Source organism: Lactococcus sp. EKM203L (assembly GCF_011800585.1).
Lineage (GTDB): Bacteria > Bacillota > Bacilli > Lactobacillales > Streptococcaceae > Lactococcus > Lactococcus lactis.
This window is the reverse complement of sequence record NZ_JAALEQ010000001.1, coordinates 83794-100078: the sequence shown is the minus strand read 5'-3', so window position 1 is coordinate 100078 and position 16285 is coordinate 83794. Positions and strand designations below refer to the sequence as shown.

The following is a 16285-nucleotide window of genomic DNA, read 5'->3' as shown; positions in this document are numbered from 1 at the left end:
CAAACTAATCTTTAGGAGAAATTATGGAAATTAGAGTAACTCGTGATACTATGTCTGATATTTATTTTGATGCTTTACGGATTCGTAATCAAGTTTTTGTCAAAGAACAAGGCGTTCCTTATGAACTTGAAGTTGGAAACACTCTTGAAGAGGCCTCTTCTGTTCATTTCGTTCTTTATGACGATGGTCTTGCCAAAGGTACCGTTCGTTTGCTTGCTGATTTGGATGAAAAAAAAGCGCTAATTCAACGAATGGCAATTTTAAAAGAAGCAAGAGGTCATGGTTATGCAACTCTTCTAATCAATCGTCTGATTGAGTTTGCTAAAGAAAGCAAATTAAATAAATTAGAACTTCATGCACAACTTTCTGCCAAAGGTTTATATAGCAAACACGGCTTTAATGAGGTAGGACAAATCTTTGAAGAAGCTGGTATTCAACATATTCAAATGGAAAGAACTGACTTCGGTAACTAATAGTTGAGAATACTTCTGTTATCTAGTTTGATAAAAAATAATAAAAACCTGACTAATGTCAGGCTTTTATTTTATAATTTATTCTTATAATTATTTGACTTCAGTGACCTGACCTGTTTTATAATCTACTTTAAGATTTGGTTGAACATTTGGAATAAAAACATGTATCTCGAGTGAAAAATCATCAGATTTTGCTTCTATTTCAGTTCCTGATGGGACAAGGTTACTTCCATCATAGAGTGCTTTCACTCTATACTTGATGATCATATTCTTATCTTGAACTTTATGAATCATATTTTCAAAATATTTTTGTCCCTTGGAACTTGAATCATTAGCTTCACTCGCCCAAACCGTTTGAGTAAATATATTTTCCATATTTGACCCGCTATCATTGAAATCTTTAACGCCACCTATTAGTTTGCTATTTAGCAAAAAACCTTTAGTATAAGCTTTTTTATAGAAGCCTTTCAAGTTAGATTTTTGTCCCCAACCAAATTGAGGAATCACTTTTTCATCTTTATTATCCTTTTCATTATTTTGAATAGATTTTGGGAGAACTGCTTCACCCAAATAAGGACGCCCTTGAATATCTATTTCATTCTTAGCGTATGGGTCTACAACATTAATAATTGCTAAATCATTGTTATTATTATTAACGATAAATGAACCGTGATCAAATTTTATGTTATCTGTTTTTAATTGTTCTTTTATTGAAGAAGTCAGAACACTTTTTGCGAGTTCTTCTGAGGGTGTCTTATCTTTTTGACTCCATTTATGATTACTTTTATCCATATCAGATTGACTGTTAGCACAGCCCCCTAAGATAAAAATGCTGACAATCAGTAATGGGATAATTTTTTTGTTCTTCATTTTCATTTATTCCTATTATTTTTTTCATAAAGGTAATCCTAAGTAAAACAAATTAAGTATAACCATTCCTTTATTATTTGTCAAGAAACAAAAAAACTCCACTTTATAGACATTGTGTGCTGCATATAGTGGAGTTATATATTTTATTAAAACATAAATAATTATTTCAAATATTAAATATATCAGATTTCATTTATTGTTCGCCAAAGGGATCTCTAATATTTACCGCTGCTTGTAGTCGGTCCAGAGGCTCCCCAAAAATTCCGGCAAAGTCAGAATCATCCGCAACTTCCGGTAACCAATCTGCTCGTTTAGTCGTTTGTGAACGATAATAGGCATTTCTATAATATTCACCTGAAGGGGTCAGATAAACCATTTGTACGCCATCAATAGTTTGTCCAAACATTCCTGCACATCCATTGACTGGATCGTTAGGATTACCGCTCGTAACCCAATCTAGCCATCCCGCTTCAATCGTATGAACTCGATATTTTAGAGCTCCGTGGTCAACACGCGCATAGAGCATATCATGTTGATGATTAGGTAAGCCAGCGTATCCATCACTATTTACCGGATTAAAGTTAACAACTGGAGATAACCAATCGCCTCCTTTAACATGCAATCCATAAGTTACATTAGGATTAATTCCTGGTGTTCTACCCGTATAGTGGTAGACATAAAAGAATGGTTTTCCTGCCATTACCCAACGTTTATCATGATTTTGAATCGTCTCTCCTAAGTCATGCCAAGCGGTACATTCAATCCAATTTTGATTATCAATACAAATACCAGTATGGCCATTTGCTCCAGCAGACTGTCCTTGTTTCCCCCAAATAATAATATCGCCTTTTTCCATATTGAAGGGTTCATTTTCAGCTTTTAGCGTAATACCATTTTGAACTAAATATTCATGCAATGTTTCGGTACTCGGAATGTATCCAAAATCAGAGCATCCAGCTTTTCGTAGTCCATAATAGACAGCACCTGAACAATCACAAGTTCCATCAGAAAAGTCGCGCGAACCTTCCATAGAATAGGTGCTTTTCCCTATTTTCTTTTTTAGTGCATTAATTGCTGCATCAATATCCATTTTTATTCTCCTTTTTTAATTACAAACATCTATTTATCCAATTCTTTTAGGTTTTATATACAATCATTGGCCTCACCTCCTTTCGTTAAATTTATAATATTTATCAAACGACTATTTATCATTTTTTGTTTTTGACGCTTTCATCGCTTCATCTCCAATTTTTGCGGAATGAGTAAAACTATTATTCTTCCACCAGGTTATTAACGACACAATGATTGTGATACTGATTGAGATCAAATCTTGTACTTGTGAATCATGAATTGGCAAAGGTGAATATCCTAGTGTCGTCAAAATTTGATTGATTAAAGCCAGGATTAATATAACTGTTCTTGTGATTGTTCCTATATCCGGTCCATTATTGTTCATCGAGCTGCTCCTTTTTATATTTTTCAAAAATTTCTTCCGCATAACTATTTCCGCCTAAACTGATATACTCATCATAAATTTGGCAAACTACTTCTAAACTATATTGATGATCAATCGCACGAATCAATTCAAGTCGCTTGACATTCATTCTCATTTGCTTCACATCTTTATGAATAGAGCCTAAAAAATATTTTGCTAGTCCACTAAGAATTCCAAAGAATATAAGAATAGTACTCCAATGATTAATTACAAATAAAAAAGTTGTTAACGGGTCTTTCAAAATATTATTCATGTCTCCTCTATCTGGGTTTAATAAACCTCTTTATTTTTTGATGACTTTATTATGCCAAGAAAAAGCGGAAAAAAACGGGAAACTTTTGGGAAAAATAATAGTAATACCGCCCTGCTTTGTTTAAGCATCATTTTATGTTTGTTTGTATTAGTTTTATAAATAGGTTATAATAAATGTAAAAAATTTTGGAACGGAAGATGGCTCATGACTGTACAGGAAAGAAAATCTTTGAAATTTTATCCTCTAAAGGATTATAAAATTACAGTAAATAATCGTTCATCAGACTCAATTGACGTAGAAATCAACAACGATGATACGATTTCAATTAATGATAAAATTTATAAATTGGAAAAAAGAAACTATTTTTTGATGGAACACGACGGTAATTTGCTTGCCTTTCATTCACGTAAAGAGATTTTAGGCTTATTATGGAAAAGGAAAATTGGAATTTGGTTAGTAGTAATCTTACTCATAATTTTATTAATGAAATTTTTATAAAAAAGCTCAGCCTATCGCTGAGCTTTTTTTTAAACAAATATTAAACCAATAACGATTGGACCAAATTTTATCAATAGAGCGAGTGCGATTGCTGCAAGCACAGCCGCTCCTACTTTTGAAGAAGTCTCTTCAACAAAGCCAGAAAAGAATTGAGCATAAAATGCATTTTGAGCACTTTTAGATTTTACTTCACTATCTTTTGCGTTAGTGATTTTCTCCAATTTGTCATAGGCATCTTTTTCGTCATCATCACCAGAGTCATCAATCGTCTTTTTATTCATATAAACGTCAATTGTAAGTTCAACTTCTCCAGTTTTAACCTCTTTTTCACCTTCAAAGTCAATTTTGACTTCTAGTCCAACATTGCCTTTTTCTTTTTCCTTAAAAGGAGCTGGAGTAATTTGGAAGACACCACCTTCAACGATTTCTCCTAATTTATGATAAAGTTCAGTTTTAGCATCATCACCTGAAAGTGAGAGTGCATCTCCGAAATCCTTTAGTTGTTCATAAAAAGAATTACTGATTTCACCTTTTGAAATGTTAAAACTTGTTTCATTATCGCCCTCACCGATTGATAACTTCTCACTCAATTCAGTATAAATATGGAAAGGTTCTGCATCGAAATAAGCATCTTGTTCTAATTCAATCGTAGCTTTAATCACTTCCGAAAGCATTGGCCAGATGATTCCAATATCCGCTAACTTTTGGAAGAACCAATCTGGATATTTTGAGGTGTTTTTATAAACATATTGCATGCCTAAATCAACTTGGGAGACGCCAACCTGGTCAATTCCTACTGCACCTTCACCCGAGCCAACAGTATATTCAAAGAATTGATCAAACGCCCAATCTTGAGGCATGGCAAATCCCAAATTACCACTATAGCCAGTAGACATATCAGAAACAAAGGCATAGACAGCTGTCTTTTGGTCTATTACACGTTGACATACATTTCGTGTTCCATAGACACCTACGCGGAATCCAGAACCTGTCAAAGTACCAAATACACCTTCAAAGTAAGGAATGACTGTACCGGCAATATCTCCATCTTCTACATCGACATCAACCGCAAAGTAAATAATCGTTCCATAAGGTACGCCTAATTTAATTGCTGCTTTAGCTGCTGCAATAGCATCACTAGTTCCTTGTTCTTTATTGAAGTATTTCACTTCAGGATAGTTGTCTTGATAAATAGGAAATATTGAAAGTCCAGAACCTAAAATATTATCAATTTCTTCCGAAGTTAAATATTTATTTCTTTCATCTGAGCCCGAACCAACTGAACCTGTCAAATAACGGCCAACATATTTTACTCCATTATCTACTAAGGTCTTTACTTGTGCTGGAGTTAGCTGCGTCGAAGTATCGGCGCCAATCGCAGTACGATTTGTATCTCCCGAGCTAATGAGCAATCCTTTAAAGGTTGTAATATCCGCAATACCTGCTAAAGCATTACGCGAATCATATTCCATAAATGATGCAAATTTGGAAATTTCTGTGGCTAACTTGTCTGTAAAGTTCCCATTAAAAGGACCTTTTTTATAGAAACCATTAACATACAAGCCATATTGCAAAATCTCTACAAATCCTCCAGAATCTCCGACTTGTAACGTAGGAGTTAACTGGGTTGTTGTATTACCATAATTTCCATTCGCAAAGGGTTGCCCTTCTGTTGCTTCCGATTCCGGTGGAAGTCCTTCTTCAGATTGCAAGGCATAAATTAAAGCAGTATTGGTTGCACGCTGATAAATACCATCACAAGGCAAAATTCCAAAATAGATATTATAATTGACGTTCAACCATTGTTGCATGGTTCGTACTGTTTTATCACCTCCAGAAACGAGTACAAAGGCACTCATGTCAAAAAGAGCTTTAGCCCATTTAGAAGTGAACTTCCCATCACCGTTAGGAAATCCTGCGTCACTTTGTAATTCCTTGATGGCTTTTAGAGTATATTCTGTAAACTCTCCACCAGATTCTACTGGACTAATTCCTTTACACCAAAAGGCATATTGAATCAAACGTACAACATTTGATTTATAGCCAATTTCCAATTTTGGCACGATTTTTGAATCAAATCGATTAGATGTATCAGTCCCAAAGTTGTCTGAGAGTTCTGTGATACCAAGCTCATGTTGCAACGCACGAATGAGGGCATAAATAGTTGGCCACCCAGTTTTACCGTCTTCTTTTACTTTCTCAAAACCCGGAACATTCCCATAGTTATTATTCAACCATTGTTGGGTCTCTAGTACCATTTCATCAGCCATTTGCTTTACCTCTAAATTAAGTAATTTACTTAATCCTTTCTTTTTAATAGGTTCATTATGACATGAAAAAGCGGAAAAAAACGGGAAAATTATGGGAAATTATTCCTCATTGAGTGGGGTAGTTAAATTTTTCCTAAGCTCTTTTTTAAATTTTACATATTGCTTTCGAGCAGTACTTTCTTCGACACAAACACGCTTGCCCACGTTTACCCAAGTTAAGTGGTATTTAAAACGGGCAATAATAATCTGTTTAATCAGTAAGTTCTCTATTGAAGCCATCATCCCATCTAAGACCTCCTTTTGAACACATTTTTTTTGATAATCTCGATTACTTTCAAGCATGTGCTCATTCTTTATAGATGTATTCGTTTTTTTATATAATTGATTTTCACCTCCAACATTCCAGTTATATAATCACTCATCAACTCATCAAGCGGATCTACCATTGTCCCCTCCTTAATCATTTTTGTTACTATGTTCTAAAAGTAATTTAATTCTGTATCAGTTCCTTATTCAAATTCCTATTTTTCAAGTGTTACACGCGCTAGATACCTTTTTGATACCATCCCTTATCATGGAAGCTCAATTTTATAAACCCCTTTTATTTTTCTTAACTATAGGGCAACTTCCTATTCTGGCAAACTCTATTCGCCTCCAGAAGTAAATTGATTATGACCATACTGTTTGACACTAGTCCATCTCGTATTATTGATATTCTCCTCTTTCTTTCTAAGATTTTAATAAAAATACTGTTTAATTAGTGTATTATTAAAAAATCTATAAATATTGGTAAATTATTGGTGATAATGTTTCTGATACACCGACTCACCCCTATTTATTTTTTCTCAACTTTAATGCCTTTAAACTTTGCTAATACAGATATAAATAAATAATTTACTAAAAAAGACGATTATTTATGATCTCTATCATCTAATTCTTGGATTTATTATAATACTGTTTAAACAGTATGTCAAGAAAAATTACATATATTATATTAAATTCCATTGATTTATACTGTTTAATTCGTTATAATAACGGTAGAATAAATTTCAAGAAAGTGATGAAATAATGGGAAGAGGAACTTTAACACCTCAAGAAGAGGAATTAAAAAAACTTATTTCTAATAATATTAGACAAAAAATAAAAGAAAAAGGAGTTTCGCAAGCTGAATTTGCTAGAAAAGCTGGAATTCCTCCAACAACATTATCCGGCTATATAAAAGGAGTCACGAGACCTAATGCGGGTAATCTTCAAAAAATTTCTGATAGCTTAGGAATATTAAAATCTGATATTGATCCTTCATATAAAAAAGGCTACTCTTTAGAGGATTGGCAAAGTAAGCAAGAACAAACTTCAACTGTGGCCGAAATAGTGGAAGTCAGCAAGTCTCTAAATGATATACGGCAGGAAAAAGTTCTTAGTTTTGCTAAAAATGAAAAAAAAGAGCAAGAAAAAGAAAGTACAAAAATTGTTGCTTTGAAAAATGGAGAACAAAACCAAACTGTTGATCTGGCTGATTTAGTAGATGATAGCAAAGTTGATTGGGATAAATGGGTTTCATTTGACGGCAAACCTTTGACTGATGAAATAAAAAATGCCATGAAACTTGCTCTTGGGAAACGTTTGGAAGATAAGGATAAATAAGGAGGTTTTCTATGGGCAGACAGGAGCTTTTAGACTATCTCCTCAAAGAAATTGAAAAATGTGGCTTTGAGATTTTTGCAGTAGATACTTTTCCAATAGCTGCGGTGGTTAATGTGGATAACAAAATAATGGTTTATAATTTCAAGGATGCTTCTCCTTTTGAAGTCGCTCATGAACTGATCCATATTCTTAATAAAGACAATCATCGTGGAGAATACTTCGACGCAATAAATCCGCAAGAGGTAAGAGCAAACCATGAAGCGATTCTTCTTCTCTGGGAGATATTTGAAGCTAATGGCGGAAGTTATGAATATTTTAATGTCTTTGTTGATACGACAGATGCACCTTTTGAATTAGCTTATTCAATTATCAGCAAAGAATATTCGGAAATGCACCAAGCAATTACTGAAATATTTGAGGATGAAATCAAAGTCACTATTAATAAACAGGAAATGCATGACTATATTGTTGATTATATTAGCTATTTTGATGTGATTGAATCGGTTAATATTTATCAATTTTTGGACCATTACCATCTGAATCATTGTTTGTATGAGTTGGCGGAAAAAGAATTTCAGAAGATATCCTATGGATAGAACTGGCATAATTTGAATACATTGGCTTAAAATCTGAAAATAGTGATGTCAGAAAAATATATTGAGTAATTAGATATAAAAAAGTTACTAACATACTGTCAGTAACTTTTTTTATTACTGACAGCCTGTCAGTAATTTATTTCATTAATTGAGCAACTCTTTTTTTTAGTTCTGGTAAAAGTTCAGGCTCAAACCACGGATTTTTGGCTAACCAAATATTATTTCGTGGGCTGGGATGAACAAGCGGAAAATATTTTGGTAAGTAAGCTTCAAAATCACGAATCACTTCTGTTGTTTTTGCTGATGATTTTAAATTTAAATAATACTTTATGGCATAAGAACCTACTAGAATAAAAAGTTCAATCTCAGGCATTTCTTCTAAAAGTTCTTTATGCCATTTTTGAGCAAAACCTGCCCGAGGTGGCAGATCACCTGATTTTCCTTTTCCAGGAAAATAAAAATCTAAAGGCAAAATAGATATTTTATTTGACTCATAAAAAGTGGTTCGGTCAATTCCAAGCCAATCACGCAGGCGGTCACCTGACGGATCATTCCAAAAGAGTCGTGATTCTTGTGCTCGAATACCTGGCGCCTGACCAATAATACAAATTTTTGCTTCTTTATGGACAGAATAAAGCGGCTCTATCCCTTCTTTTGTATATTCTTTGTTCTGTGGGTCAGCTTTAATCGCTTCAAAAATTTCCTTAAATTTATCCATTTTCTTTCCTCAAAAGCGTAATCTAAGTTTATAGATTACGCTTTTTATTGTAAAACTTACTGACAGAAAGCTTATCTAATAAATATTTCTAAGATAAATTCTGTCAGTAAAATGCGACCGGAGGAAGCATTTTATCGGTGAATAAAGGAACTGGCAGTGAAGCTGACAGTTTTATCAACCCTCTACACTTACTGACAAGTCTTTTAATTACAAGTCTAAATTTCCATCAGTCTTATTTTTCCAATTTTGCTTTCAAATACTGACCAGTATAGCTGTCAGCAACTTTTGCAACTTCTTCTGGTCTTCCTTTAGCAAGAATTGTTCCACCACCAGCACCACCTTCTGGACCTAAGTCGATGATGTAATCTGCTGTTTTAATAACGTCCAAATTATGTTCAATGACAACAATCGTATTTCCTTGTTCAACCAAACGGTCTAATACTTGAATCAGGGTCGCAATATCTTCACTGTGCAAACCAGTTGTTGGTTCATCCAAGATATAAAAAGCTTTACCATTTGAACGTTTTTGTAATTCAGAAGCTAATTTCATCCGTTGAGCTTCCCCACCTGATAAAGTAGTTGCCGGTTGTCCAAGCGTCACATATCCCAAACCTACATCAACAATCGTTTGGAGTTTACGTTCAATTTTTGGAATATGACGGAAGAATTCCAAGCCATCAGACACGCGCATATCGAGTACTTCCGAAATATTCTTCCCTTTATAATGAACTTCTAAAGTTTCTGAATTGTAACGTCTGCCATGGCAAACTTCACATGGAACATAAACATCCGGCAAGAAATGCATTTCAATTTTGATGATTCCATCACCAGAACAGGCTTCACAACGTCCACCTTTAACATTAAATGAGAAACGTCCTTTTTTATAACCACGAATTTTTGCTTCATTTGTATTGGCAAATAAATCACGAATGTCATCAAAGACGCTGGTATAAGTAGCCGGATTTGAACGTGGAGTTCGACCAATTGGACTTTGGTCAATATCAATCAAACGCTCAATTCCTTCATAACCAGTAATTTTTTTATGCTTACCAGGTTTCTCTGAGTTGTGATTCAATTTTTGAGCTAATGATTTCTTTAAAATACTGTTAACTAAAGTTGATTTACCAGAACCAGAAACCCCAGTTACAGCCGTCATAACTCCCATTGGAAACTCAACGTCAAGGTTTTGCAAGTTGTTCTCACTTGCACCTGTAATCTTGACCATTTTTTTCTTATCAATGGCTCGACGTTTTTCGGGAACTGGAATGGCTCTTTTTCCTGACAAATATTGCCCTGTCAGTGATTTTTTATTTTTCATGACTTGTTTTGGTGTTCCAGAGGCAATAATTTCACCTCCTAAATCACCTGCCCCAGGCCCAACATCAATAAGCCAATCGGCTGCCATCATCGTGTCCTCATCATGTTCAACGACAATTAACGTATTCCCCAAATCACGCATCTTTTGTAAAGACTCAATCAGTCTGTCATTATCTCTTTGATGTAAACCAATGGAAGGTTCATCCAAAATATACAAAACGCCTGATAAATTTGAACCAATTTGTGTCGCTAAACGAATGCGTTGTGACTCTCCACCAGAGAGTGTTCCGCTTGAACGAGATAGCGTAAGATAATCCAAACCAACATTTTTCAAGAAAGTCAAACGGTCTTTAATTTCTTTCAAAATAGGTTTTGCGATAATTTCATTATTTGCAGAAAGAACTAAACTTTTCACATAATCAAGCGTATCGCCAATTGACAGAATTGAAAATTCAGCAATATTTTTCTCTCCCACTTTAACAGAAAGTGCTTGATCATTTAAACGATAACCATGACAAGTCGTACAAGTCAATTCAGTCATGTAAGAACGCGCCATTTCTCTAGCTGACTCGCTCATTCCTGAACGATAACGCCGCCAAAGATTAGGAATGACCCCAACAAAGGTCATATCTTGGTCACGTAATCCAAAATCTCCTTCGTGCAGAAAATGGAAAAGTTTATCTCCATTTCCATATAAAACAATTTGTTGTTCTTTTTCTGACAGTTTTTCCCAAGGCCTATCTAAATCAATGCCGAATTGCTCCATTGCTTGCTCTAAAAGAGCAGGGTAATAAGTTGAGGCTTTCCCATACCAATAGATAATTGCTCCCTCACGCAGTGTTTTGCTTGTATCAGGAATCAATAAATCGACATCGGGTTCCAATTTAACTCCTAAACCATCACAATCTGGGCATGAGCCAAAAGGAGCATTGAATGAGAAGAGGCGTGGTTCAAGTTCTGGAACAGTAAATCCACAAACTGGACAGGCATAAAATTCACTAAATAAAAGCTCTGAACCATCCATTTTATCAACAATAACATAACCCTCAGCCTGATGAAGCGCAGCCTCTACAGAGTCAAAAAGACGCGAACGAATTCCCTCTTTTACAACAATCCGGTCAATGACAATTTCAATGTTGTGCTTTTTATTTTTATCAAGTTCTGGAACTTCTGAAATATCATAAACTTCGCCATCAACACGAACACGAACATAACCATCTTTTTGGATACGCTCAAACATTTTAACATGAGTCCCTTTTTTGGTACGTACGACAGGAGCGAGAATTTGTAAACGTGTTTTTTCAGGGAGTTCAAGAATTTGTTCAACAATTTCTTCAACTGACTGTGCCGAAATTTTTCCATGACCATTCACACAATATGGCGTCCCAACACGGGCGTATAATAGACGCAAATAGTCATTAATTTCCGTAACCGTCCCGACTGTTGAGCGAGGATTTTTAGAAGTTGTTTTTTGGTCAATAGAGATTGCTGGCGACAAACCATCAATTGAATCAACATCTGGTTTATCCATATTTCCTAAAAACTGTCTGGCATAAGCTGACAAAGATTCAACATATCGACGTTGACCTTCTGCATATAAAGTTTCAAAGGCCAGAGATGATTTCCCAGACCCTGAAACCCCAGTAACAACAACTAATTTATCTCTTGGAATTTCAACATCTATATTTTTTAAATTGTGCTCACGTGCACCATGTATTACTATTTTATCTTGTGGCATTTATTTTCCTTTTATTATTTTGTTTTGATTGCAGATATTGGTGTCTTCTCCATAGTGAAGGTGTATATTCATGTTTTTTTATTTTTTAAAATAATGTTCTACTTCATCTTCGAGTGCTTGAATATCATGTTTGACTTGCTCACCCATTTCATGATTAGATTTTTCGATAGCCTCCATCGTATTTCTAGCCATCTTTCGAGCTTCATTCATTATAGAACGACAACCTGCGTCATCAGTATCTTTCATTTTTTCATCATACTCTACATGAATTTTTCTTGTAAATTCATTGATGTCATGCATTAATGTCTCAAAATTTGAGCGGACCTTGATCTGAGTATTTTCAAAATAAGGCTTACGGTCATCAATCACCAGATTTAAAAGCATCATTTGATAATTTAAATCTGCTGCATTACGATCTCTTGACATCGTATTCTCATTAATACGAATAATGCGTCGCTGATTACTAGAGTCATTTGTACTTTCAAAATGACGTTGTTCTAAGCGGTCCATGTTAAGTTGAATTGTTACTCGCATCAACACTTGTGAGATATGAAGATAATCATAAAACCATTTAATAAAATCGTCTTTTTGCTTATGAAGCATTTCGATAGATAGAGTGGTTGAATGACGTCTTTTTCCAGCTTGATATTCCGCAAAAGCAATAACTGCGGTTACAATTATTGCAAGACTTGAAAGAATCGTAAGTGAAGTAATCATACTCTTATTATACCACGAATGGCAAGCTAGCTCTTAACTTTGGCTACGTTAAATGGTATAATCTGACTATGAAATTATATTTAGTCAGACATGGTGAAACGCGAAGTATTCAGCAAAATTTGCTGACGGGTTGGTTGAACAGTCCTCTCACTGGCACAGGAATTCAACAGTCCGAAATTTTAGCTGACAAACTTTCGTCAGTAAAATTTGACTTGATTTTATCATCAGATTTACAAGGTGCTAAGGAAACTGCAATGATAATTTCTAATAAAATAGGAGCCTTACTACTCTTTGAACCTTTATTACGTGAACGAGGCCTTGGAAAATTGGAAAATCAAACAAAAGAAAATCGAGAGTGGGCACAACTTAATATAGAAAATGAAGAAAATCTTACTTTAGGTATTGAATCTCTTGCTTCTATTCATGAACGTGCTAAAATATTTTTAGAAAAACTTCCTCAACTTTTTCCTTCTGCTCAAAATATTCTCATTGTTTCTCACAATGGAATGATCAATCAATTTCAAAAGATTTGGGAGCCTACTCATGAATTTACTCCTTTTGAATTTCTCACTATTTTAGAAAAAAACTTATGAACCAATATTTTACTTACATTTTACAATGCTCAGATAAGACTCTCTACTGTGGCTATACCACTGATTTAGAAAAAAGACTCGCCACTCATAACTCTGGTAAAGGGGCGAAATATACAAAAACAAGATTGCCAGTTAAGCTGCTTGCCTCTGTTGATTTTGATAATAAAAATGATGCCATGTCTTGTGAATGGTGGTTTAAACATAAACTTGTTCGCAAACAAAAATTGTCACTTATCAAAAATGATTTAATCAAAGAAAAGTTTATTGAATACCTAGAGCTCAAACAAAAGAAAAACATTCATTTAAAATGAATGTTTTTTATTATTATGCTTTTTTCTTTCGGTAAGTAAAGTAAGAAAGGAGGCAAATCACTAGAGCAAAGACTGACAAAGTCCATGGATTAGTGACAATATGCATGATGAAGATAATCGTTAAAGCAATAAGCACAACAAGTGTTGCCAACTTAACAAACCAATTCGTTACTTCTTTATGTTTAAAATATAAAACAAGAGCAGCGACTAAAAGGAGAATCCAAACAATTGAAATCGTAAATGAAATCGAACCAGCCACAAATTGCCAGAATCCATCACCCAAAATTGCTGACAAAAGTACACCAATAAACAAAACAAATGATGAAACTAAAATCGCATTCGTTGGGACTTGATTTTTAGATAATTTGCCCAATCTTTGACCCACATAAGAATTTGAACCTTGAATGCGTGAATAGAGTGAGCGTGAAGTGGCATAAATTGCTGAGTTAACCGCTGAGAAAATTGCAATAACAATAATTACGAGAACGATTTTATCAGCGTGTGGAATTCCTACTCGAGCAAAAATTGTAGCAAATGGACTTGCTGCATCTGGATTTGAAACTTCGCTCCATGGTAATAAATGCAAGAATAAAAAGATTGGAATAACATAAAAACTAATAATCCGAATTAAAACACCTCGAATAGCTCTCGGAACCGCTACTTTTGGATTTTCCGTTTCAGCAACTGTAATTGCTGCCAATTCAGAACCACCAAATGAGAAAATAACAACCAATAATGAAGTTAAAAATCCTGAAAAGCCATTAGGAGCAAAGCTTGGTGCTGTACTTTTAGTCGATACTTTTTGAGCGGTATCAGCAACAAAACCAAGATGAGCATCATTAATAACTAATAAATAAATTCCGAGTGCAATTAAAATTAAAATAACAGCGACTTTAATAAATGCAAGCCAATATTCCGTTTCGGCAAAAGCTCTAACTGACCAGAGATTAATTGCTGTTCCAAGAACTGCTACAATCAGGGCGAAAACCCATAATGGCACTCCAGGAATTAGCATGGCAAGGAAAGTTGATACCCCTGCTTCTTCTGCAATTAGGACGGCTATCCAAGTTGCCCAGTAAACCCAGTCCGCAAAATGCGCCCAGTGGTCCCCAATAAAAGGAGCAACAACTCCGGCCATTCCAGCCTTATGTTCATCTTGATGGATGACCATTTTCCCAACACCATACATGACAACATAAAGTGTCATTCCAGCTAAGATGTATGAGAGTAATACACTTGGCCCAGCCTGTGCAATGACTTTTCCAGAACCTAAAAATAGTCCTGAACCAATCGCTCCCCCAAGTGAGAGCATAACAATGTGGCGAGTCTTTAAAGAAGACTTCAAGCCTGTAGAATTTTCCATAAAATTCCTCTTTTCTAATGTGTGAAAGCAAAGCTTTCTTTTATAAGTTCCCTTCCATTCATCTAGCAAAACCCTGCTTGGAGTCGGTCTTTACGATTAATTTTACTTTAGAGTCGAAAGAAAGGGTAAAAAAATTAAAAAAGAAAGACCAGATAGTTTTTACTATCCGGTCTTCTTTGAATCCCGGCGCAGAAACTTGAGTATACTCAAAAGTTGTATCTACGCCAATTGCATAAACACAAACTATCTGCACCAAAAATAAAAGACTTTAGATTGTTGTGTTGTCATGCGGACTCCTTTTCTTAATTTTTTTATAATTATACTTTTTTATTGACAATAATGCAAGGCTCAGCCTAAAAAAATACTGACAGAAATTTTTTAACTCTGTCAGTATTTTTAAGATAGTCTAATATTTCTGTCATAGGATAGCTGTGACTGCTTTAGCAGTTTACAGATATGCTAATATTTCTGTCAGTAACTTTTCATTTTAACATTTGGTCAATGATTTCGTGGGATTTTAGAATATTTTCTTGTTTAAGTTCTGTCAGTAATTCTTGACGATTTTGACCATCAAATTTTTCAACCGCTAGAACCATGGCAGAAATAATTTCATCAAAACCACGATTGTATGTCGCACTTTGCCAACCACTTATTCCAAATTTTTGACGGTCAATTCCTGTAAATTTTTCAAGTTCGCACAGTTCTGACAAGCGAAGGCTTTCTCTAGGACTTTCTACTGTAAATTCTTCAGTAAAGGCACCAGCTTCTAAGTTCATTGTGGCAATTCCACTCGTTGTCGCTGTTTCTAGCATAACAATTGCTCTTGTTAATTGCCCGTCTTGATTCTTCTTTAATGAATAATTGACTTCTAAAATCTCATCATCTAGCAAATAAATCAAGGTGTCCAGAGGGTGAATAAAAATATCGTACATTAAAAATGTAATTTTTTCACTGGCAGAATTTGCTAAATTTTTACTTACTTTCACCATATTTTTATCTGGGAGAGCTTTTAATTTAGCTGTTTGTGGTGCAAATCTGCGATTAAAAGCGACGACAAATAAAGTATTATTTTGGTCAGCAATTTTTTGCAATTCTTTTACTTCGGCTAATTTTTCTGAAACAGGTTTATCCATTAAAACAGGAACTCCCGCTGACAAATATCTTTTAGCTAACTCAAAATGTTGGGAAGTTGCCGCATGAATAATAACCAAATTCACAGTTTCTAGTGCTGACAAGTCCTCTGTCGCATATTCAAATTTATAATGTTTGCGAACTTCTTCAGCTTTTTCCCACTGACGAGAATACAAAATAAAACGATGGTCCGCCTGCATTTTCGCATAAACTGGTAAATAAGCCTTATTTGCAATATTTGATGTTGCCCCAATGACTCCAATAATCATACTTTTTCCGTTCTCCTTAACCTCTTATT

Annotated in this window: 18 protein-coding genes; 6 read left to right on the top strand and 12 right to left on the bottom strand. The window is 34.7% G+C overall.

Going from position 1 to position 16285, the window contains the following annotated elements; genetic code table 11:
- Positions 1–23 precede the first annotated feature (23 nt).
- Positions 24–473 (top strand): GNAT family N-acetyltransferase, encoded by a 450-nt coding sequence (locus HFD15_RS00545; protein ID WP_167593495.1) that lies wholly within the window; start codon positions 24–26, stop codon positions 471–473.
- 90 nt (positions 474–563) lie between these two features.
- On the opposite strand, the gene HFD15_RS00540 is transcribed toward HFD15_RS00545, so the two are convergent.
- The 4 genes from HFD15_RS00540 to HFD15_RS00525 all read right to left on the bottom strand — a co-directional run bounded on the left by HFD15_RS00540 (position 564) and on the right by HFD15_RS00525 (position 3079).
- Positions 564–1343, bottom strand: coding sequence for a DNA/RNA non-specific endonuclease (locus HFD15_RS00540; protein ID WP_050428201.1), 780 nt, complete (start codon positions 1341–1343; stop codon positions 564–566).
- A 193-nt stretch (positions 1344–1536) separates the two neighbouring features.
- Complete coding sequence (locus HFD15_RS00535; protein WP_167593493.1) at positions 1537–2433, bottom strand: peptidoglycan amidohydrolase family protein; 897 nt, start codon at positions 2431–2433, stop codon at positions 1537–1539.
- Between the two features lie 111 nt (positions 2434–2544).
- Entirely contained in the window at positions 2545–2799 is a 255-nt protein-coding gene (locus HFD15_RS00530; RefSeq protein WP_023189062.1) for a phage holin, read from the bottom strand.
- Positions 2789–3079, bottom strand: coding sequence for a hypothetical protein (locus HFD15_RS00525; protein ID WP_124175219.1), 291 nt, complete (start codon positions 3077–3079; stop codon positions 2789–2791). Before HFD15_RS00525 ends, HFD15_RS00530 begins: the two co-directional genes overlap by 11 nt.
- A 216-nt stretch (positions 3080–3295) precedes the next feature.
- Between HFD15_RS00525 and HFD15_RS00520 the strand changes: the two genes are divergently transcribed.
- The gene (locus HFD15_RS00520) at positions 3296–3589 is read left to right on the top strand and encodes a hypothetical protein (RefSeq protein ID WP_025017162.1); all 294 of its coding nucleotides are present in this window, start codon (positions 3296–3298) and stop codon (positions 3587–3589) included.
- 29 nt (positions 3590–3618) lie between these two features.
- Here HFD15_RS00520 and HFD15_RS00515 read toward each other — a convergent pair whose 3' ends face one another.
- From HFD15_RS00515 to HFD15_RS14195, 3 genes are all read right to left on the bottom strand, one after another.
- Positions 3619–5859: a glycoside hydrolase domain-containing protein gene (locus HFD15_RS00515; RefSeq protein WP_167593491.1), complete on the bottom strand. Its 2241-nt coding sequence runs from the start codon at positions 5857–5859 to the stop codon at positions 3619–3621.
- A 99-nt stretch (positions 5860–5958) separates the two neighbouring features.
- The gene (locus tag HFD15_RS00510; RefSeq protein WP_238785249.1) at positions 5959–6201 is read right to left on the bottom strand and encodes a DUF722 domain-containing protein; all 243 of its coding nucleotides are present in this window, start codon (positions 6199–6201) and stop codon (positions 5959–5961) included.
- An 11-nt stretch (positions 6202–6212) separates the two neighbouring features.
- Positions 6213–6305 (bottom strand): RinA family protein, encoded by a 93-nt coding sequence (locus HFD15_RS14195; protein WP_238785246.1) that lies wholly within the window; start codon positions 6303–6305, stop codon positions 6213–6215.
- A 622-nt stretch (positions 6306–6927) separates the two neighbouring features.
- On the opposite strand from HFD15_RS14195, the gene HFD15_RS00505 reads away from it, so the two are divergent.
- A complete protein-coding gene (locus tag HFD15_RS00505; protein ID WP_023189067.1) occupies positions 6928–7503 on the top strand; it encodes a helix-turn-helix domain-containing protein in 576 nt (191 codons plus the stop codon).
- An 11-nt stretch (positions 7504–7514) separates the two neighbouring features.
- Positions 7515–8099, top strand: a complete 585-nt coding sequence (locus tag HFD15_RS00500) for a hypothetical protein (protein ID WP_023189068.1) — start codon at positions 7515–7517, stop codon at positions 8097–8099.
- Between the two features lie 136 nt (positions 8100–8235).
- Here the strand turns inward: HFD15_RS00500 and HFD15_RS00495 are convergent, their stop codons facing one another.
- The 3 genes from HFD15_RS00495 to HFD15_RS00485 all read right to left on the bottom strand — a co-directional run bounded on the left by HFD15_RS00495 (position 8236) and on the right by HFD15_RS00485 (position 12589).
- Positions 8236–8817 (bottom strand): uracil-DNA glycosylase family protein, encoded by a 582-nt coding sequence (locus HFD15_RS00495; RefSeq protein WP_023189069.1) that lies wholly within the window; start codon positions 8815–8817, stop codon positions 8236–8238.
- A 232-nt stretch (positions 8818–9049) separates the two neighbouring features.
- The gene (gene uvrA / locus HFD15_RS00490) at positions 9050–11872 is read right to left on the bottom strand and encodes an excinuclease ABC subunit UvrA (RefSeq protein WP_017864935.1); all 2823 of its coding nucleotides are present in this window, start codon (positions 11870–11872) and stop codon (positions 9050–9052) included.
- Between the two features lie 78 nt (positions 11873–11950).
- Complete coding sequence (locus HFD15_RS00485) at positions 11951–12589, bottom strand: hypothetical protein (protein ID WP_012898396.1); 639 nt, start codon at positions 12587–12589, stop codon at positions 11951–11953.
- A 68-nt stretch (positions 12590–12657) separates the two neighbouring features.
- Between HFD15_RS00485 and HFD15_RS00480 the strand changes: the two genes are divergently transcribed.
- Positions 12658–13182 carry a histidine phosphatase family protein gene (locus HFD15_RS00480; RefSeq protein ID WP_058208852.1) on the top strand — a complete coding sequence of 175 codons (525 nt, stop codon included), beginning with the start codon at positions 12658–12660 and terminating at the stop codon, positions 13180–13182.
- A complete protein-coding gene (locus HFD15_RS00475) occupies positions 13179–13493 on the top strand; it encodes a GIY-YIG nuclease family protein (protein ID WP_010906152.1) in 315 nt (104 codons plus the stop codon). Before HFD15_RS00480 ends, HFD15_RS00475 begins: the two co-directional genes overlap by 4 nt.
- Before the next feature lie 13 nt (positions 13494–13506).
- Here the strand turns inward: HFD15_RS00475 and HFD15_RS00470 are convergent, their stop codons facing one another.
- Together HFD15_RS00470 and HFD15_RS00465 are read right to left on the bottom strand one after the other, a co-directional pair.
- Positions 13507–14856, bottom strand: a complete 1350-nt coding sequence (locus tag HFD15_RS00470) for an amino acid permease (RefSeq protein WP_167593489.1) — start codon at positions 14854–14856, stop codon at positions 13507–13509.
- 482 nt (positions 14857–15338) lie between these two features.
- Positions 15339–16256, bottom strand: coding sequence for a Gfo/Idh/MocA family protein (locus tag HFD15_RS00465; RefSeq protein ID WP_058208850.1), 918 nt, complete (start codon positions 16254–16256; stop codon positions 15339–15341).
- Positions 16257–16285 lie beyond the last annotated feature (29 nt).